At 71.2% G+C, this 18,392-nt stretch carries 14 protein-coding genes; 9 read left to right on the top strand and 5 right to left on the bottom strand.

The annotated features are described in order from the left end of the window. The first annotated feature begins 10 nt into the window (after positions 1 to 10). Genes ACZ6TD_RS20655 through ACZ6TD_RS20665 form a run of 3 tightly spaced genes read left to right on the top strand, consistent with a single transcriptional unit; the run spans position 11 to position 3,725 of the window. Positions 11 to 1,513 (top strand): VWA domain-containing protein, encoded by a 1,503-nt coding sequence (locus tag ACZ6TD_RS20655; protein ID WP_471356087.1) that lies wholly within the window; start codon positions 11 to 13, stop codon positions 1,511 to 1,513. Then, a complete protein-coding gene (locus ACZ6TD_RS20660; protein WP_471356089.1) occupies positions 1,510 to 2,442 on the top strand; it encodes a hypothetical protein in 933 nt (310 codons plus the stop codon). Before ACZ6TD_RS20655 ends, ACZ6TD_RS20660 begins: the two co-directional genes overlap by 4 nt. Then, positions 2,439 to 3,725: an ABC transporter substrate-binding protein gene (locus ACZ6TD_RS20665; protein ID WP_471356091.1), complete on the top strand. Its 1,287-nt coding sequence runs from the start codon at positions 2,439 to 2,441 to the stop codon at positions 3,723 to 3,725. Before ACZ6TD_RS20660 ends, ACZ6TD_RS20665 begins: the two co-directional genes overlap by 4 nt. A gap of 65 nt (positions 3,726 to 3,790) precedes the next feature. Here ACZ6TD_RS20665 and ACZ6TD_RS20670 read toward each other — a convergent pair whose 3' ends face one another. Together ACZ6TD_RS20670 and ACZ6TD_RS20675 are read right to left on the bottom strand one after the other, a co-directional pair. Further along, positions 3,791 to 5,692, bottom strand: coding sequence for an MFS transporter (locus ACZ6TD_RS20670; protein ID WP_471356092.1), 1,902 nt, complete (start codon positions 5,690 to 5,692; stop codon positions 3,791 to 3,793). Between the two features lie 203 nt (positions 5,693 to 5,895). Further along, positions 5,896 to 8,436 (bottom strand): D-alanyl-D-alanine carboxypeptidase, encoded by a 2,541-nt coding sequence (locus ACZ6TD_RS20675; RefSeq protein ID WP_471356093.1) that lies wholly within the window; start codon positions 8,434 to 8,436, stop codon positions 5,896 to 5,898. Positions 8,437 to 8,691: 255 nt separating this feature from the next. On the opposite strand from ACZ6TD_RS20675, the gene ACZ6TD_RS20680 reads away from it, so the two are divergent. From ACZ6TD_RS20680 to ACZ6TD_RS20690, 3 genes are all read left to right on the top strand, one after another. Beyond that, the gene (locus ACZ6TD_RS20680; RefSeq protein ID WP_471356095.1) at positions 8,692 to 9,441 is read left to right on the top strand and encodes a GOLPH3/VPS74 family protein; all 750 of its coding nucleotides are present in this window, start codon (positions 8,692 to 8,694) and stop codon (positions 9,439 to 9,441) included. A gap of 381 nt (positions 9,442 to 9,822) precedes the next feature. Further along, a complete protein-coding gene (locus ACZ6TD_RS20685) occupies positions 9,823 to 10,716 on the top strand; it encodes a helix-turn-helix domain-containing protein (RefSeq protein WP_471356097.1) in 894 nt (297 codons plus the stop codon). Between the two features lie 193 nt (positions 10,717 to 10,909). After that, positions 10,910 to 11,119, top strand: a complete 210-nt coding sequence (locus ACZ6TD_RS20690; RefSeq protein WP_470004170.1) for a DUF397 domain-containing protein — start codon at positions 10,910 to 10,912, stop codon at positions 11,117 to 11,119. Positions 11,120 to 11,252: 133 nt separating this feature from the next. On the opposite strand, the gene ACZ6TD_RS20695 is transcribed toward ACZ6TD_RS20690, so the two are convergent. Continuing rightward, positions 11,253 to 12,080 (bottom strand): hypothetical protein, encoded by an 828-nt coding sequence (locus ACZ6TD_RS20695; RefSeq protein ID WP_471356099.1) that lies wholly within the window; start codon positions 12,078 to 12,080, stop codon positions 11,253 to 11,255. Positions 12,081 to 12,234: 154 nt separating this feature from the next. On the opposite strand from ACZ6TD_RS20695, the gene ACZ6TD_RS20700 reads away from it, so the two are divergent. Then, positions 12,235 to 13,017, top strand: a complete 783-nt coding sequence (locus tag ACZ6TD_RS20700) for an SDR family oxidoreductase (protein WP_471356101.1) — start codon at positions 12,235 to 12,237, stop codon at positions 13,015 to 13,017. Between the two features lie 314 nt (positions 13,018 to 13,331). Then, entirely contained in the window at positions 13,332 to 14,900 is a 1,569-nt protein-coding gene (locus tag ACZ6TD_RS20705) for a sodium:solute symporter family protein (protein WP_471356104.1), read from the top strand. A 99-nt stretch (positions 14,901 to 14,999) separates the two neighbouring features. Here ACZ6TD_RS20705 and ACZ6TD_RS20710 read toward each other — a convergent pair whose 3' ends face one another. Continuing rightward, positions 15,000 to 15,557, bottom strand: coding sequence for a GNAT family N-acetyltransferase (locus ACZ6TD_RS20710; RefSeq protein ID WP_471356107.1), 558 nt, complete (start codon positions 15,555 to 15,557; stop codon positions 15,000 to 15,002). A 237-nt stretch (positions 15,558 to 15,794) separates the two neighbouring features. Between ACZ6TD_RS20710 and ACZ6TD_RS20715 the strand changes: the two genes are divergently transcribed. Beyond that, positions 15,795 to 17,222, top strand: a complete 1,428-nt coding sequence (locus ACZ6TD_RS20715) for a glycosyltransferase 87 family protein (protein WP_471356109.1) — start codon at positions 15,795 to 15,797, stop codon at positions 17,220 to 17,222. Here the strand turns inward: ACZ6TD_RS20715 and ACZ6TD_RS20720 are convergent. Continuing rightward, positions 17,207 to 18,331, bottom strand: a complete 1,125-nt coding sequence (locus ACZ6TD_RS20720) for an ADP-ribosylglycohydrolase family protein (protein WP_471356110.1) — start codon at positions 18,329 to 18,331, stop codon at positions 17,207 to 17,209. The genes ACZ6TD_RS20715 and ACZ6TD_RS20720 overlap by 16 nt on opposite strands. Positions 18,332 to 18,392: the final 61 nt, after the last annotated feature.

The raw sequence follows: 18,392 nt of genomic DNA on the forward strand, positions 1-18,392 counted from the left end.
GGGGGATCAGATGAACGAGGACCGCAGAAAGAGACAGCACGGCCCCGGCCCAGAGGGTGCGGGCGGGGGCCCGGCCCTCACCCTGCGGGTGCACCAGAACAAGTACCTGCCCGCCTCCGCGGGCCGCACCGAGATGCACGCCATCGTCAGCGTGCGGGCCCACGGCCTGGGCCCGGCGGCGGCCCGTACCGCCGCGTCGGAGGTCATCGTCATCGACTGCTCGATGTCGATGAGCTGGCCGCCGACGAAGATCGCGGCGGCGCGCCGGGCCACCGCCACCGCGGTCGGCATACTGCGCGACGGCACCCGCTTCGCGATCGTCGAGGGCACCGAACAGGCCCAGGTGGTCTATCCGTTCACCGGCGGCATGGCGGTGGCGGGGCCGGACACCAAGGCCGCCGCCGCCCGGGTGGCGGCCCGGCTGCCCGCGGTCGGCGGCACCGCGATCGGCTCCTGGCTGGATCTCGCCCGGCGGCTCCATCTGCGGCAGCCCGCCGCGATCCGGCACACCCTGCTGCTCACCGACGGCCGCAACGAACACGACCCGCCCGGCTATCTGGACCAGGTGCTGGACGCCTGTGCCCCGCATTTCACCTGTGACGCCCGCGGGATCGGCGACGGCTGGGACGCCACCGAGCTGAAGCAGATCGCGCACCGGCTGCACGGCCGGGCCGACGCGGTCCTCAAGGACTCCGCGCTGGCGGCCGAGTTCGAGGAGATGGTCTCCGCCTCGATGGCCAAGGCGCTGGCCGGGGTGCGGATCCGGATCCGCACCCGGGCGGGCAGCCGGGTCGGCTTCGTCAAGCAGGTGCACCCCACCCGGGTGGACGTCACCGACGAGGGCGTCCGCCCCGATGAGCGCACCTGGGAGTGGACCACCAGGGCGTGGGGCGACGAGACCCGCGAGTACCAGGTGTCCGTGCTCGCCGATCCGCGGCGCGATCCGATGGGCGAGGACGTGGAGCTGGCCGCCGTGGAGCTGGCGGTGGAGGGCGACACCGCGCTGCCGCTGCCCGAGCCCGAGTCGCTGCTGGTCCAGTGGACGGACGATGTGCTGCTGTCGTCCCGTATCGACCCCCGGCTGGCCCACTACGACGCCGACTCCGAGCTGGGTCACGCGATCACCTCGGGCTGCGACGCGTACGAGGCGGGTGACCGGGAGCGGGCCCGCCGCCAGTGGGGGCGCGCCGTCCAGCTCGCCCGTCAGCTGGGCAGCGAGAAGATGCTGGCCCGGCTGAGCGGGCTGGTCCACATCGTCGACGCGGCCACCGGCGAGGTGCGGATCCGCGAGCCCATCCGGCCGCTGGACCTCAACTCGGTGATCGTCGTGTCGGAGGAGAGCGCCCCCTTCATGGGGAGGGCCCGCCCGGAGCCCGCCGCGCCGCCCGCCGCGGATGTCCTCTGCCCGGCCTGCGGGCGCCGGTCGCCCGCCACCGCCGGGTTCTGCCAGCAGTGCAACGCTCCCCTGGACGGCGAACCGGGGGAACCGAGCGGCGCGGGCGGCGCGATATGAGCGCCACCCGGGCCTTCCTGGTGCGCCGCATGATCGCCCTGCTCGTGGTATCGGCGGTGGCCGTGGCCGCGCTGCTGGCCGCGTACTACGGCGTCAGCCGCAACTCCAGGGCGGTGACCGACCGGTCCACCCCGGCGATACTGCAGGTGGCCGCCGCCATCGACGCGCTGAACGCCTCGTACGAGGAGGCGCGGCGCAGCATCTCCAGCCCCACGGCGGAGTTCGAGGGGCTCAGCGAGGAGTACCGCGACAAGCTGGCGACGGCCAAGCAGAGCCTGACCCAGGTGTCCAAGAGCACCATCGGGGGCGAGTCGGCGCGCGGGGCCCTGCGCACCTCGGCGGCGCTGGTGACGTCCTACGGCGACACCGTCGAGCAGGCGTACGCGAACCGCGAGAACCCGACGCTCAGGGATGCCTACCTGTGGTACGCCGACTCCATCCTGCGGCATGACCACAGCGGCGTCCTCGACCGTCTGAAGGCGGTGCAGCAGCGGCAGTTCGGCGTGCTCGACGACCAGACCTCGTTCGGCTGGCTGCTGGCGTTCGCCTGGTGGCTGCTGGTGCCGGGGCTGTTCCTCACGCTGGCGGCGCTGCTGGTCCACACCCAGCGCTTTCTGCGGCACCGCTTCCGGCGGCTGGTCAATCCCTGGCTGGCGGCGGCCACCGCGCTGCTCGTCGCCCTGCTGCCGCTGGCCGTCTTCACGTATCAGACCCAGGACCGGCTGGAGTCGGCCCGGGCCAGCCTGACGCGATCGGACATCGGCCGCACCGGCGGCCCCACCGCCAGGGAGGTCGCGAGGACGATGCGGAACGCGCATTGGCAGGCGGGCGCGGTCGGCTGGATACCCGTGGGCGGCGCCGTGCTGGCCGCCCTGATCCTGGTCGGCCTCCAGCCGCGCATCGACGAGTACCGGTTCCAGCCCCGATGAGCGCGGCGAAGCGGTCCGGCCACGCCACGGCCACGGTCCTCGGGCTGTGGATGGTGCTGCTGTGTGTCGTGGGCGCGGGCGATACGAGCGGCTGGCAGTCGCGCGGCAGCGTGAGCGTGCTCGCGTCGTGGACCAGCGGAGAGGGCAAGGCGTTCCGGGGTCTGCTGGACACGTTCACCCGGCGTACCGGCATCCATGTGGACTATCAGGGCACCACCGCACTGCGCGAGGTGCTGTCCTCGGAGGTGGCCTCCGGAACCCCGCCCGACATCGCCGTGCTGCCCAGCACCGGCGAGCTGGCCGCGTACGCCCGCCAGCGCCAGCTGACCCCGCTGGACGGAGTGATCCCGAGCCGGGAGCGCACGGCCTACGGAAAGCTGTGGAAGCCCCGGCTGAGCGCCGACGGGCCGGTGTACGGGATCGCGGTCAAGGCCGATCTGAAGAGCATCGTGTGGTACGACCGCGACCGCCGCCCGGACACCCTGCCCGCCCTCGCCGCCGACGGCCGCCAGTGGTGCGTCGGCATGGGCGACGACGCGACCTCCGGCTGGCCCGGCACCGACTGGATCGAGGATCTGCTCCTCCAGCAGCAGGGCAGATCCGTCTACCAGGACTGGGCCACCGGCGGGCTGCCGTGGACGGACCCCCGGGTGGAGCGGGCCTGGCGGAGCTGGGGCTCGCTCTTCGGCAAGGACACCGCGCGCACCGCGCTGATCACCGACTTCCGCGAGGCGGGCACGAAGCTGTTCGGCGCGGACCCGCCGTGTGCGCTGGAGCACCAGGGGTCGTTCATCCGCGGCGGCTACCCCGACCCCGCCGAGGCGGCCTTCGCCTTCTCCCCCGGGCTCCTCCCCGACACCGACCGGCGGTCCACCGCCCGGGAGGTGTCCGGCGACTTCGCCGCGATGTTCCGCGACACCCCGCAGGCCCAGGAGCTGATGCGCTATCTGATCTCGGCCGACGCCCAGCGGGCGTGGGGCGAGAAGACCGCCGACAGCAGCACCCACCCGTTCTTCGCCAACCGCGACGTCCAGCTGGACGCCCAGGGCGACGACGCCGTGGGCCGGAGCATCGCGAAGACGCTCCAGGACTCGGCCTCGCTGTGCCTGGACGCCTCCGACGCCATGCCGACGCGGATGCGGGTGGCCTTCCAGCGCGCCGCGCTGGCCTACCTCAGCGACACCAGCAAACCGCCGGACGGGCTGCTGCGCAGCCTGGAGAGGATCCGCCAGAGCCTGCGCGACACTCCCGACCAGCCCTGGCTGTCGACGGTCTGCGGCTGACCGGGCTCACGAAAGCCGGGCCGCGGCCGGCCGGGCTCAGGAAGGCCATCCGCGGCCGAGCGGGCTCAGGGAGCCATCTCGTCCGGGCAGGGCGTGCCGCGCGGCAGCTGGTACTTGCCCGTTATGCGGTAGATGCCGGGCCGGGGGGCGTGGAGCACCGTCCACTCGTCCTCCGGCTGGCCCTCTTCCCCGCCCTGGATCTGCTTGGTGAGGCAGCCCTCGCGGTTGATCGGCAGCCGGTCGTCCTCCGCCTTCGGGGCCCGGACGCTGTGCCCGTCCTTGTCCACCAGGCCCAGCCACGGCGAGTACGGGATGCGGATGAGCACCGGGCCCTTGGCGCGGACCGACAGCACCAGCTGGTCGGCGCCCGCGCGCCGCACGGTGGCGGGCGGGTCGGCGATCTGCGTCGGGTCCTTGACCTCGTACAGCTTCCAGTTCTCGTCCGACCAGACCTCGCGCAGATACGGCAGCCCGGTGCCGAGCAGCTCGGACTCCTTCTCCGCCGCGGTGTCCGGGTCGTCCGCGGGCAGCACCACAAAGTGCACCGCCCAGCGCTTGAGCCATTCGTGGTAGCTGACCGGGGTGAGGGTGTCCTCGCCGTAGAAGATCGGGTTCCGGTCCAGGTCGCGCTGGCGGTTCCAGCCGCGCGCCAGATTGACGTACGGGGCGAGCGCGGAGGACTCGCGGTGGCTGCGCACCGGAACCACCTCGACCCGGCCCCGGTCGGCCTCCTCCCGCTTGAGCCGGTCGACCAGCGGAGCCAGCTCACGGGCCCAGGACGCCGAGGGAGCGGTGTGGATCACGTCGTCGGCGGTCTTGACCCCCTGCCACACCGTGACGGTCGCGAGGGCCAGCACCAGAACGGTCCAGCGGCGGCCCGCGGGCGTCGTGCGCAGCTCGGCGCGCGGAGGCTTGCGCACCGCGGGCAGCGCCGCGATCAGCACCACACCGCCGAAGATCATGCCGAGGCGGGAGATATTAGTGCCGATCTGGGAGGGGATCGCCCAGGTGAGCACCACTCCCAGGCAGTAGAGCCCGGCCCCGACCCGCACCGTCGACCAGGTGCGCGGCACGCACATCAGCGTGGCGGCACCGGTGATGAAGGGCAGGATCACCGACCCGATGCCCATCGGCTGCTCACCGGAGAACGGGAACAGCCACGCCGACAGGCCGACCACCACGGCCGGGGTGATCCCGAGCGCGTACGCGGCGGGGCGCCGCTTGGTCAGCCACAGCCCGGCGGCCACGACGCCCACGAACAGACCGGCCACCGGACTGGACATGGTCGACAGCGCCGACAGCACGGCGGCCAGGACGAACCGTCCGGCCTTGTGGTGCCACCGCCGGGAGCGCCACCGCCGGGGCCAGGCGAAGATCACGGCCACCGCCGCGAGCCCGAACATCGCGCCGAGCCCGAAGGTCACCCGGCCCGAGATGGCGTTGCAGGTCAGCGCGAACGCGCCGTACAGGGCGGGCCACATCGGCCGCCGCACGACACGGCTGCGCACGAGCAGCAGCGCGAGCAGCCCGGCGGACAGCGTCCCCGCGATCACCATCGTCGAGCGGACCCCGAGGACCGCCATCAGATACGGCGAGATGACGCTGTACGAGACCGGGTGCATCCCGCCGTACCAGGCCAGGTTGTACGCCAGGTCCGGGTGCTGGAGGGCGAACTCCGCCCAGGCGTCCTGCGCGGCGAGGTCACCGCCGCTGTTCGCGAGCAGCGCCACCCACAGCAGATGCAGCAGCGCGGCGGCGGCCAGGGTGGCCAGAACCGGATGGCGCAGGGCCGTCCGGGCGGCGCGCTGGAGCAGCCCGCGCGAAGCGGCCCCGCCGCTCTCGCGCTCCGCCTCCGCCGAGCCCGTCGGCTCGGCAGGCCAGCGCTGCGTGGGTACGCGTATTCGTGCGGCGGTGCTCTCCTCCGAGCCCCCGCTTTCATCGGCCCGTGTCGGATCCACGGTGGTCACTGCGGCTCTCCCCGTCTTCCCCCGAGGTCTGCCCCATCGTCCTCAACCCCGCGCCGGATCGCTCCGGTTCGCTGCGGCGGGTCCAGGCCGGGGACCCACGCGACGCTAGCACGCTCGGGCGGCCCCGATCCGGCTCGGGCCCCGGCGGCGTTTCGCGCCGGGGCCGCTTCCTCTCGTCCCCTCTATCCCACTTCCCTCGCGGGTCAGCCGATACGGGTCAGTTTCGCGCCGAACGAGGGCTCGGACAGGTCATCCTGAAGGGCCACCGGCGCCGTGAGCTGTCCGGGGCCCGTGCCCACGGTCACCTCGCCGACGACCGTGCCCGCCTTGGCCGAGTGCGGCACCTTCTTACCGCCGTCGCCGATCTTGATGTCGACCGTCAGACCGGCCCAGCCGACCGCCTTCAGATCCTTGGTGGCGACGACCGGCGTGGTGCCGCCGAGGCCGTCGTCGACCTGGCCGACGACATCGCCCTTCTTGATGACGGTGGCCGAGGTGAGGGCGTCCTGCACGGCGCTGATCAGCTTGTAGCTGTTGGTCTGCGCGAGCTGGAGGCTGGCGTCCAGCGTGGTGGTCGCGCGCTGCTCGAGGACGACGCCGAGGATCCGCTGCTTCTTGCCGTCGATCGTCCGCACGGCGCCCCACATCAGCGCACCGCCGGCCGGGGTGGACGAACCGGTCTTGATACCGATCACACCCGGCTTCACCAGCAGATTGTTGTTGTTGTAGATGCGGTCCCCGAGCCCCGGGATATCGGTGTTGGGCGTGGCCACGACCGCCCGGAACGCCTCGGACTGCATCGCCGCCTTCGCCAGCTTCAGCTGGTCGGCCGCGGTGGACTTGGTGGACTCCTTCAGACCGCTGGGGTCGGTGTAGGTGGTGTGCTTCATCCCCAGGCTGTCGGCCGCGTCGTTCATCTTCTTCACGAACGCGTCGAGCGATCCGGCGTCCCAGCGGGCGAGCAGCCGGGCGATGTTGTTGCTGGAGTTGATCAGCAGCAACTGGAGCAGCTGGTGCTGGGTGAAGGTCTGCCCCTCCTTGACCTCCGCCCGCGACTCGTCGGCGGACTTCGCCTCCTCGGCCGCCTGCCCGTCGATCTTGATCTTCGGACCCTCCGCGTCGCCCTTCAGCGGATGGTCCTTGAGCACCACATAGGCCGTCATGACCTTGGTGACGCTGGCGATCGGCACGGGCTTCTGCTCCCCGGAGGTGCCCAGGCTGCCCACGCCCTCGACCTCGGCGGCGGACTGCCCCTGGTCGGGCCACGGCATGGAGAGCGCGCCGCCGCCGAAGCGGTAGTCGGCGTCCGAGGTGAGCTTCAGCGCCGGATCCGGCAGCGGCCGCAGCGCCTGGACGACGCCCAGGATGATCACCAGCAGCACGGCCAGCGGCGTCCAGATCTTGACCCGGCGGACCGCCGTCCGCAGCGGCGTCTCGGGCTTGGGCGGCGTGTTGGTCAGCTGGGCCAGCAGGTCGAGCGGCGCGGGCTGCTTGCCGTCCGGGGTCAGCGGCGGCAGCGGCTGCTGCTTGGTGCGCTCGGCCTCGGGGACCGCCGCGGGCGGGGCCGCGGGGGCCTTCGGCGCGGCGGGCGCGGCGGAGGGCTTCGGCGGGGCCGGGTCGTCGGGGGACCGCAGCGGGACGAACTTGCTGGTCCGCTCGTTGTCCGACTCGCCGACGGGCTTCTTGCCGGAGGTCTTCGCGCCGGACGCCTTCGCATCGGACGCCTTGTCGGCCGTCTTGCCGTCGGCCGTCTTGCCGTCAGCCGGGGGGCTGACCGCCTTGAAGGCGGTGGTCGCCTGGTCGACGCCCTGCTTGCCGCCCTTGCCGCCCTTTCCGGGCTTCTCCGGGAGCACGCCGAAGGCGGCCGTCGGGCGGTCGATCGGCTTGTCGGAGGCGTCGTCGTCCCCGTCGGACGCGGCGGCCTTACCGGACTCGCCCTTGGGCTCGTCCGCCTTGGCCTCTTCCTTCTCCTTGGCCGCGTCCTTCTTGGGCTCGTCCTTCTCGGACTCGTCCTTCTTGTCCTTGCCCTCGGCGTCCGCCTTGGGCTTCACCGTACGGAAGACGGCCGTCCGCTGATCCACCGACGGCTTCGACGACTCGTCGCCGTCCTCGTCCGCCCCGGCTTTGGACGCACCCTCAGCCTTCGCGTCGGCGTCCTCCTTCGGCTTCACCGTACGGAAGACGGCCGTCCGCTGATCCACCGACGGCTTCGACGGCTCGTCGCCGTCCTCGTCCGCCTCGACGTCGGACGCGCTCTCAACCTTCGCGTCGGCATCCGCGTCATCAGAGTCGTCGGCGTCACCGGAGTCGTCGGCGCCGTCCGCACCGTCCTCGTCCGCATCCCGCTCCGCGTCGGGCTCGGCCGCATCCCCCTTGGGCGATTCGTCCGATGCACCGGCATCCGCCTCCGGCTCCGCCTTCGCCTCCGACGTCCCGGAACCTTCGCCCTGTTCACCATCGCGAACACCAGAAACCTTCGCGTCGCCCCGGTCGACCGCCGGTGCCTCCGGTTCCGCTTCCGCCTCCGCTTCGGCCTTCGCCTGGGAGGTCACCCCGGGCTCGCCAGGAGCCGACTCCGGCTCCTCGGAACCCGACCGGAGGTCGTCGGACACGACGGCGACCGCCGTCGAGCCCTGACTCGCCTCCGCTTCGCGCGAGATCGCGAGCCTCGGATCGCTCTCTCCCCTAGCCGTCTCCCCCGACGACTTCCGCTGATCCGACCTGCCGGGGGACTCGCCCGCCACCGATGCCTCCTCGATATGTGTCGCGGGACGCCCTACGCCCCGTGGCGTCACGTCCCGCAGCCCAACCTCTACCAGTGTCCTGTGTGTCCGGCACGCGATCGCGCATCGCCACAGCCGGAGAGCGTCTTCAGGTGCCCGCCCACCTGCTAGACGAGAACGACATACCTACTGGTTCCCACCCAAACCCCCCAGGCACTCTCGACAGACCAATGTGAGAGGGGTCACCCTGTCATTCATCCACGCGGGGAGGCATGGATGGGCAGGAGCCGCAGAACAATTCCGGAGGAGCTTCTGCTGCTCGCTTTGGACCCGACCACGGGTACCACGGCGCAGCCGCAGTCGCTTGACCTCGGTCTTGCCGGGGCACAGCTAGTAGAGCTGGCCTTGGCCGGACGGATAGCCCCTGACGGGGATCGTATCGCCGTGGTGCTGCCACGGCCGACCGGAGATCCGACTCTGGACTCCGCGCTGGAGCTGCTGCGCCGACGCGGCAGCCCGGTGCGCGCGGTCCACTGGATCGGCGGGCCCCGGCTGGGGCTGCGCCAGACGTACCTCACGCACCTGGAGCGCTGCGGCATGGTGCATGCCGTCGCGGGCCAGATGTGTGGCGTACTGCCGACGACGCGTTACCAGGCGACGGACACGGCGATCAGCCGGGAGATCAGGGCCCGGCTGGACAGCGCGATCCGCACCGGCGTACCGCCGGACCCGCGGACCGCCGCGCTCGCCGCCCTGGCCCACGCGGTCGGGCTCGGCAAACACCTGTATCCCGGGAACGAGGGGCGTTCCTCGCGCTCCAGGCTCCGGGATCTGATCCGGCACGACCCGATGGGCGGTCTCGTGGCGCACGCCGTGATGGACGTGCAGAACGGTGTCGCGGCGCAGCCACGGCGCGCACCGGCCACAGGCCGACAGCCGGGGACGCGCGCCGCGGCGGAGCCCGCGGCCGGCGTTCCGGCCCAGCCGTCCCGTCGCGGGAGCATGGCCCGCGTCGGAGCGCGCTGAGGCCCCTTCGGGGCACCATCGCACCACCACGCACCACCCAGCCCGTCGAACGCACCAGCAGCCCGTCAGCGGGGCGGTGGACACCGCTCCCGGCACCGTCCGGGGCGGAGCGCCACCGTCCGGCTCCGAGCAGCACCGAGCACCACTGACGCTCCACCGACCGCACCGCAGTCCCCACTGACCCGGTTCGGGAGCCGCTGAAGCGCGCGGGGTGGTGGGACGGCCGATTTGGACGACCGGCCGCCCCACCGCCCCGCGCGCGCGTTCGTCCACCGTTGCGTGGCCGCATTTATGCGACCATTTCCCAGCGCGCTCCCGTCCGGTAGTGGCAGGCTGCTGAGCAGCATGAATCAGCAGTACGAAGCCGGAGGTGCACGTCCCGTGACATCGAACGTCGGCCCCACTGTCCGGCGACGCCGGTTGGGCCAGGAACTGCGCAGGCTCCGCCAGGAGAAGGGCATGACGGCGGAGGAGGTGGCGGAGGAGCTGATGGTCTCCCAGTCGAAGATCAGCCGACTGGAGAACGGGCGCCGCAGCATCAGCCAGCGCGATGTGCGCGACCTGTGCCGCACCTACAAGGTGGAGGACAAGGCGCTGGTCGATTCCCTGATGCAAATGGCGAAGGAGTCGCGCCAGCAAGGGTGGTGGAACGCCTTCGGCGATGTGCCGTACAGCGTCTACATCGGCTTCGAGACGGACGCGGCGTCGCTGCGGGTCTACGAACCCCAGGTGCTGCCCGGCCTCTTGCAGACCCCGGAGTACGCGGAGGCGGTGATCAGCGGCGCCCTGCCGGAGGCTCCGCAGGACCAGATCGCCCAGCGGGTGCAGGTCCGGCTCAGGCGCCAGGAACGGATCACCGATCCGCTGGCCCCGCTGCGGCTGTGGGCGGTCGTGGACGAGGCGGCGATGCGGCGGGTGGTCGGCAACTCCAAGATCATGAGCGATCAGCTGGACTATCTGGTCCGGATGAGCCACGAGCCCCATGTGACGGTGCAGGCGCTGCCCTTCGACATGGGGTCGCATCCGGGGATGAGCGGGCAGTTCACCATCCTGGAGTTCTCGGACGAGTCGGACACCAGCGTCGTCTATCTCGAGGGCGTGACCAGTGACCTGTATCTGGAGAAGCTCAGCGATGTGCAGAGCTACAGCATGATGTACGAGCATCTGCGGGCCCAGGCGCTGAACGCGGATCAGAGCCGCCAGTTCATCACCGAGGTGGCCCAGGAGCACGCCCGCCGGCACCAGGAGGAGGGCGAGGCGATTCCGGCGGACTGAGGGGGGACGGAAACGCTCCGGCGCAAACGGTGAAGAGCGGAGATTACACCTCCGCGCCGCACCGCGGAAGAGGCCACGGGAATATGCCACCCGGTCGAGTGAATGGCCCGCTTTCCAGACGATGTTGCCGAGTAACGTCGGTGACGCCTCCAATCGGGGGTGCGTCTCATCTACACAATGCATCGGAGCAATCGTGTCCATTCAGCAGGGAAAGACGAGCATGTGGGTGAAATCCTCGTACTCGGCCGGAAACGGCGCTTGCGTGGAAATCTCCTCCCCGGTCATCAGCGAGGTCGCCGTGCGCGACTCCAAGGACCCCCACGGACCGACGCTCAGCTTCGCCCCCGCATCGTGGTCGGCCTTTGTGTCCGACGTCGGCCGAGGCGCCTTCGACCTCGACTGATCTCCGCAACACCCGGCCGCGGTAGCGCGGTCGGCGGCGCGGAGCGCCACACCCGCACCCGAGCCCTCTCGACCGGTCGCCGTCCCTGCCGAGAGGGCTCTTGCCGTTTCCGGTGCTTTCCCACGTCGCCGCTTCAGCGGAGTTCCGCCACGTATTGGTCCGTACCGGGAATCGTCGGAATGAACGGCGCCATGAATTCCACCCGGCCGAGACCGGCATCGGCCACTTCGCCGTCCAGACCGGTGAAGCAGGGGTCCCAGCATTCCCGGGGATCGGACTCCAGGAACCAGAGCAGGGTCAGCCGGGTGTCGACCCCCTCGACCTGCTTCACGTACGACATCCGGTCCGAGGGCAGCGGAGTCGGCCGGAAGACCGTCACCATCGCGGCGGGCGAGCCGGCGAGCCGGCGCGGCAGATGTCTGGATCGGAGCCATGCGAGCAGCTCCTCCCGCTGCTCCGGGCCCTCGCTCTCGATCACCTCCAGTGCCAGCCCGGCATAGGGGTGGTCCAGCGCGTGGTGGTCGCGCGGCCCGGCCGCCCCGTCCCGGTAGACGGTGGCCTCGCGGTCCTGGAAGGCCGTGAAGACGTGGCGACGGCCCTGGTAGACCCGCCCGTCCCGCAGGAGCCGCTTGTTGATGCCGACCGTCCACCGCATGTGGTCCGCGTAGCGCCCCTCGGTGAGCCAGTAGACGGAGAGGTAGCAGCCGGCGGTCACCGGCTGGGCGATCGCCGACTTCTCGGGGTAGCGCAGCAGCTGAAGCTCACGGGTAGCGACCCAGCGGCGGCCCGCGTAGATCCACGGCATGGCCATCGCGCCCGCGATGAAGTGGTCGTCCTCGTACCAGCGGTTGTAGGCGTACTCATGGCCCGGATGCGGTTCGACCAGGGTGATCAGGGCATGGCCAGGGCGCACCCCGTACGGGCCGACGGAGGCCAGTTCCGCGTACGCGTCGCTCGTCATGTCCCTCAGGTGTAGCTGACGTGACGTCAGTTGGGGAGGGGTGCGCCCGAATCAAGTGCGCGGAATCGGACGGCGAAACGGGGCCGGTGGTGCTCTGGCCATCTGACGGCCGCGCCCCTAATCTGACGCGACGCCAGACACGGGAGGTTCCGCCATGCCGCTGCAGGGCAAGACCGTCGTCGTCTCCGGGGTCGGACCCGGACTGGGGGCCCGGGTGGTGGCCGCCTGCGTCCGGGACGGGGCCCGGGTGGTGCTGGGGGCGCGGACCGAGGAACGGCTGCCGAAGGTGGCGGAGGAGGTCGATCCGGGCGGTGAGCGCACCGCCTGGCGGCCCACCGACATCGCGGACGAGGCGCAGTGCGAGGCCCTCGCCGCGCTCGCCCTCGACCGCTTCGGCCGGATCGACGCCGTGGTCCATGTGGCCGCGCTGGACAGCCACTTCGGCGGGCTGGAGGACGCCGACTTCGCCTCCTGGGCCCGGGTGGTGGACATCAATCTGCTCGGGACGCTCCGGATGACCCGCGCCTGTCTGCCCGCACTGAAGCGGAACGGCGGCTCGGTCGTGCTGATCGGCACCCAGTCGTCGTCCGCCGCCCCCACCGAGCTGCGCCAGACCGCGTACGCCGCCTCCAAGGGCGCGCTGACCTCCGCCATGTACGCGCTCGCGCGTGAGCTGGGTCCGCACCGGATACGGGTCAACACCGTGCAGCCCGGCTGGATGTGGGGACCGCCGGTGCAGGCGTATGTGACCTTCACCGCGCAGACCGAGGGCGTGAGCGAGGCCGAGGTGCTGAGCCGGCTCACCGACCGGATGGCCCTGCCGGAGCTGGCGACGGACGGCGATGTGGCGGAGGCCGCGGTGTTCCTGGCCTCCGACCGGGCCCGGTCGATCACCGGGCAGTCGCTGCTGGTGAACGCCGGTGAACTGATGCGTTAGCGCGACTCCTGTCCGGCCTTTCGGGATCCCGCTCCCGTACGACCCAGCGATCGGTGGGCGTGCGTCTGACGAAGTGCCAGATCATGGTGGGTTCGTGACGATGCGCACGACAACACTCCACCGGGTCAAGAAACCGTAAAATCGTCTCTCTTTCTGATCTGCGTTCACATTCGTGACCTTTAGAACCCTTGACCGGTCACCCGAACGAGCGGTTCAATCCCGGAAGTACCCCGCTCCCGCTCGGGGGAACCGTCCATGACGAACGTCGCGGCGAAGTGCGCTCCCGTTCATATGGCGGACCCCTGGGAGGGGACATGAACAGTCTCGACTGGGTTGTACTGATCGGCTACTTCGGTGTCATGGTCGGCATCGGCCTCTGGTCCCACAAGCGTGTGGACAACGTCAGCGACTTCTTCACCGCGGGCGGCAAGATGCCCTGGTGGCTGTCCGGGATCTCGCACCACATGTCCGGCTACAGCGCGGTGATGTTCACGGGATACGCGGCCATCGCCTACCAATACGGCATCACCTCCTATGTCACCTGGTCCTTCCCCATCGCCATCGGCATCGCGATCGGCGCCAACCTCTTCGCGCCGCGGCTGAACCGGGTACGCAGCAAACTCAAGGTGGCCTCGCCGCTCGAATATCTGAAGAACCGCTACAACCTGCCCACGCAGCAGGCGCTGGCCTGGTCCGGGGTGCTGTTGAAGATCGTGGACGTGGGTGCCAAGTGGGCGGCCATCGCCACCCTGCTCTCCATCTTCACCGGTGTCTCGCTCAACCAGGGCATCCTGATCACGGGCGCGGTCACCGCCGTCTACTGCACCGTCGGCGGTCTGTGGGCCGACGCGCTCACCGAACTCGGCCAGTTCATCATCCAGTTCGTGGCGGGCATTTCGATGCTGATCGCCGTACTCCACGAGCTGGACGGCTTCAGCACCTTCTGGACCGTCTGGGACGACCTCCCCGACAGCCACCACCAGCCGACCGTCGGCCCGTACACCCTGGTCTTCCTGCTCGCGTACCTCTTCATCAAGACCTTCGAGTACAACGGCGGCATGTGGAACCAGGCGCAGCGCTACATGGCCACCGACAGCGCCCACTCCGCCAAGCGCTCGGCCCGGCTGTCGGCCGTCCTGTGGTTCGTCTGGCCGCTGGTGCTGTTCTTCCCCATGTGGGTCGCGCCGCTGATCATCAAGACGGACAAGCCCGCCGACTCGTACGCCGAGATGGCCGAACACCTGCTGCCGCACGGTCTGCTGGGCCTGGTCATCGTCGGCTTCTTCTCCCACACCATGGCGATGTGCTCCTCGGACGCCAACGCGATCGCGGCCGTGGTGACCCGGGACATCATGCCCGCCGTCTTCAAGTCCGTACGGGAATGGTCCTCCCGCACCGGGCTGATCGCGGCCCGCTACACCACGCTGCTCTTCCTCGCCCTGTCGATGGCCATCGCCACCCAGGTCAACTCGGACTTCTTCGGCGACATCATCACCGTCGTGATCAAGTGGGTCGCCGGGCTCATGGGACCGATCGCGATCCCGCTGATGCTCGGCATGCTGCGCACCTTCCGCAAGTCGGGTCCGACGGCGGCACTGGTCAGCTGGGCCATGGGGCTGATCGCCTTCTACCTGGTCAACTACCCGATCAACGACGCGATCGACGGAGGCGTGAACCTGGAGTACCAGATCTCCGTCCCGCTCGCGGTCTCGCTCGTGCTCTTCATCGCCATCGGCTACATCAAGCCGGAGGACACCCCGGAGCGCGATGCCATCCTCGCCTCGCTCAACTCGGATGACGACGGGCCGGGTTCGGCGAGTGCCGCGCTGTCGGTGCAGGGCGACGCGGACGACCGCAAGTCGGTCGCGGGCGCCACGGACTGACACCTTCCGCGCGGCGGCCATGACCCGGGCCGCCGGTCACCACCCGGTGCGGGGTGACCGGCGGCCCGGGTCCGTCCGTTCGTCGGCCGGTGCGCGCCCCTACGGGGTGGGGCGGGCCGTCAGATCGCACTGCATGAGCTGGGTGTCGATCCAGCGCCCGTGCTTGTGGCCGACCCCGGCCAGCAGGCCCGCGGGGCGGAAGCCGAAGCGCCGGTGCAGCGCGGCCGAGGCATCGCTGCCGGAGTCGGCGATGACCGCGACGACCTGCCGTACGCCCGCCTCGGCACAGCGGGTGAGCAGGGCGTCGAGCAGCGCGGCCCCGAGCCCCGCGCCGGTGCGCCCGGGGGCGAGGTAGATGGCGTCCTCGGCGGTGTGGCGGTACGCGGGCTTGGGGCGCCAGGGCCCGGCGTAGGCGTATCCGACGACCGTAAGGCCGTCGTCTTCGGCGGCCGTACGGCCGCCTGCGGGAACCTCGGCGACCAGGAACGGCAGGCCCCGGTCGGTCAGCTCCGCGAGCCGCCGCGCCCAGTCCTCGACGGTGGGAGGGGTCTCCTCGAAGGTGACGACGGTCTCGGTGACGTAGTGACCGAAGATCGCGGCGATGGCGTCCAGGTCGGCGTGGGTGGCATCACGTATGACGGCGGCGGAGGCAAACACCGGCCCACCTTACGGCCGGCCGCCCCCGGCGGGGCGGAAGTGGAACGCGGGGCCGGGGTGGCGGTGGGGAGATCCCGGCTGTCCAGGCAACCTTTTGCTCACCTGCGGTTCTCATCCGGAACGTACTATGGTCGGCCGTCCGAGCCCGCCTGCCACCGACCGTACCGACCGCACCACCCGGACCCGACTCGCCCCGCCCCCACCGAGCCGCCGTCCTCAGGGACCTCTGGAGCCCCCGTGACCGCCACCCAGACGATCACCGACTCCCGGATCCACCGGGCCCGCGCCCTCGTACTGCGCCGACCGGTCCTGTGCGCGGCGGTCTTCTGCCTGCTCTCCTTCACCGGGTTCTGGATCGCGCAGCGGGCCGCCCAGGTGTCGATGGTCGATCTGCTGGTCTACCGCGCCGAGGGATGGACCGTACGCGATGCGGTGGATCTTTATGACATGCGGGCGACTGAGCACAATCTCCCCAATACCTATCCGCCGTTCGCCGCCCTGCTCTTCACCCCGCTGACCGTGATGAGCACGGGCGTCCTGCGGACCTTCGGAACGGCCGTCAATCTCGTCCTGATGGTCGGCGTGGCCCATCTGTCGCTGCGGCTGACCGGGGTGCCCGCCCGGGTGCCGCGACCGGCCGCCGTCCTGGCCCTGGCCGCCGTCGGGGTGTGGTGCGAACCGGTGTGGACGACCCTGCGCTACGGGCAGATCAATCTGCTGGTCACGGCGCTGGTGCTGTGGGATCTGACCCGCCGGGCGGGCCACCGCTGGGCGGGGGTCGGGACGGGCATCGCCACCGGGATCAAGCTCACCCCGGGGCTCTTCGTGGTCTTCCTGGGACTGGCCGGACTCTTCCTCGGCCTCCGGCGGCTGCGGGCGGCCGGGGCGGCCCGGAGGCGTACCGGGCCCGGAAGCGGCCCGCCGCCGCGGCGCTTCCTGAACGACCATCTGCGGCGCGCGGCCGTCGCGACCGCCGCCTTCGTCCTTACGGTCGCGTTCTCCGCTCTGGCGCTGCCGCATGACTCCCGGCGCTTCTGGACCGAGGTCGTCTTCGCGACCGACCGCCCCGGCGATGTCGAGGGCGCGGGCAACCAGAACCTCAAGGGCGCCCTCGCCCGTGTGCTGCACACCCCCGACCCCGGCATGTGGTGGCTCGCGGCGGCCGCGCTGGTCGGCTGTGTGGGTCTGGCCACGGCGGTGGCCGCCCAGCTGACCGACGACAGCCGCCTGCCGAACGCCCGCGCCTGGGCCGCCCTGACCTGCGCGGTGACCGCCCTCATGGTCAGCCCGGTCTCCTGGTCGCACCACTGGGTGTGGGCCGTCCCGATGGTCCTGCTGCTCGCGGTGGAGGCGGTGCGGCGGCGCACGGCGGGCTGGACGGCCTGGACGATGGTGACCGGGCTGCTGTTCTGCTCCTTCATGGTCTGGTACGCGCCCCACAGCCGACCCGCCCGGGTGGAGCTCCACCAGAACCCCGCTCAGATGCTGCTGACCGCCGTCTATCCGCTGATCGGCGTCGCCTTCCTGGGCGTGGCCGCGTATCTGACCCTGCGCGCCGTAAGGCGTCCATGGCGTCCCTGGGAGGGGATCCGGACCTTGGGGCGGCAGCGGACCGGTGGGGGTGCGGCGCGGCGGCGGCCGGAGCGGACCTACGCGCGCGGGTAGCGGGTGAGCCAGGCCGGGGAGGAGCTGCCGGGGCCGTGCAGGGCCGGGCCCTGGGTCATCTCCATGGCGAAGTCGTCGGCCAGCTCCAGGATCGTGCCGCGCCCCTCGACCTCCGCCAGCCAGGCGGGCGGCAGCGCCGTCTCGCCGTGCAGCGCGCCCAGCAGATTGCCGCAGATGGCCGCCGTGGAGTCGCTGTCCCCGCCGTGGTTGACCGCGAGCAGCAGCCCGTGGCGGACGTCCTCGGCGACCAGGGCGCAGTACAGGGCCATCGCCAGGGCCTCCTCACCGGTCCAGCCCTCGCCGAGCGACGCGACGCGCTCGGGGGTCGGCAGGCCCTGCCGTACGGCGCCGAGGGCGTGCCGCAGCGCGTTCGTGGTCTCCTCGTGGCCGGGGCGGGTGGCCAGATGGGCGAGGGCGCGCTGGACGGCTCCGTCCAGCGCCTCGCCGCGCGCGAGGCCGTGCACGATGAGGGCGAAGGCACCGGCCGAGAGGTAGCCGGTGGGGTGGCCGTGGGTCTGGGCCGCGCACTCGATGGCCAGTTGGAAGACCAACTGTGGCTCCCAGCCCACCAGCAGTCCGAAGGGCGCGGAGCGCATCACGGCGCCGCATCCCTTGGAGTCGGGGTTCTTGGGCCGCTCCAGGGTGCCCATGGTCTCGTCGGCGAGCCCGGTGATACAGGCCCGGCCCGGGGACCGCTGGGCGTACAGCCACTCCTCGCGGGCCAGCCAGCCGGCGTCCTTACGGCGCTCATCGGGGCCCCAGTCGCGCTGGGTGGAGTACCAGCGGCGGTGGGCGGAGTGGATGTCGGTGGGCGGGTGCCAGGCCCCGGTGTCACGGCGCACCTGGGCCCGTATCAGTCCATCCACGGTGAACAGCGTCATCTGGGTGTCGTCAGTGACCCGCCCGCGGCCGCCATAGGCGGGCAGGAAGTCCGTCACGCCCTCGGGTCCGTGTGCCGCCCTGATCTCGTCCAGGGAGGCGAACTCCACGGCCGCCCCCAGCGCGTCCCCGATGGCCCCGCCGAGCAGACAGCCGCGCACCCGGCTGCGGAAGTCCTGCTGTTCGGCGCGGCCCCATACGCCGGTCGCTGCGCTGGCGGTTGCGGTCACGACCTATGCCTCATTTCTTCGCTGCGTGAATGGCCCTGAACTGTCTTTGAACTGTAATGGA

The sequence above is a fragment of the Streptomyces yongxingensis genome (assembly GCF_055597465.1).

Coding starts and splice junctions, on each gene's coding strand:
- ACZ6TD_RS20705 (WP_471356104.1), top strand. CDS start 13,332: ATGAACAGTCTCGACTGGGTTGTACTGATCGGCTACTTCGGTGTCATG.
- ACZ6TD_RS20660 (WP_471356089.1), top strand. CDS start 1,510: ATGAGCGCCACCCGGGCCTTCCTGGTGCGCCGCATGATCGCCCTGCTC.
- ACZ6TD_RS20700 (WP_471356101.1), top strand. CDS start 12,235: ATGCCGCTGCAGGGCAAGACCGTCGTCGTCTCCGGGGTCGGACCCGGA.
- ACZ6TD_RS20655 (WP_471356087.1), top strand. CDS start 11: ATGAACGAGGACCGCAGAAAGAGACAGCACGGCCCCGGCCCAGAGGGT.
- ACZ6TD_RS20680 (WP_471356095.1), top strand. CDS start 8,692: ATGGGCAGGAGCCGCAGAACAATTCCGGAGGAGCTTCTGCTGCTCGCT.
- ACZ6TD_RS20665 (WP_471356091.1), top strand. CDS start 2,439: ATGAGCGCGGCGAAGCGGTCCGGCCACGCCACGGCCACGGTCCTCGGG.
- ACZ6TD_RS20695 (WP_471356099.1), bottom strand. CDS start 12,080: ATGACGAGCGACGCGTACGCGGAACTGGCCTCCGTCGGCCCGTACGGG.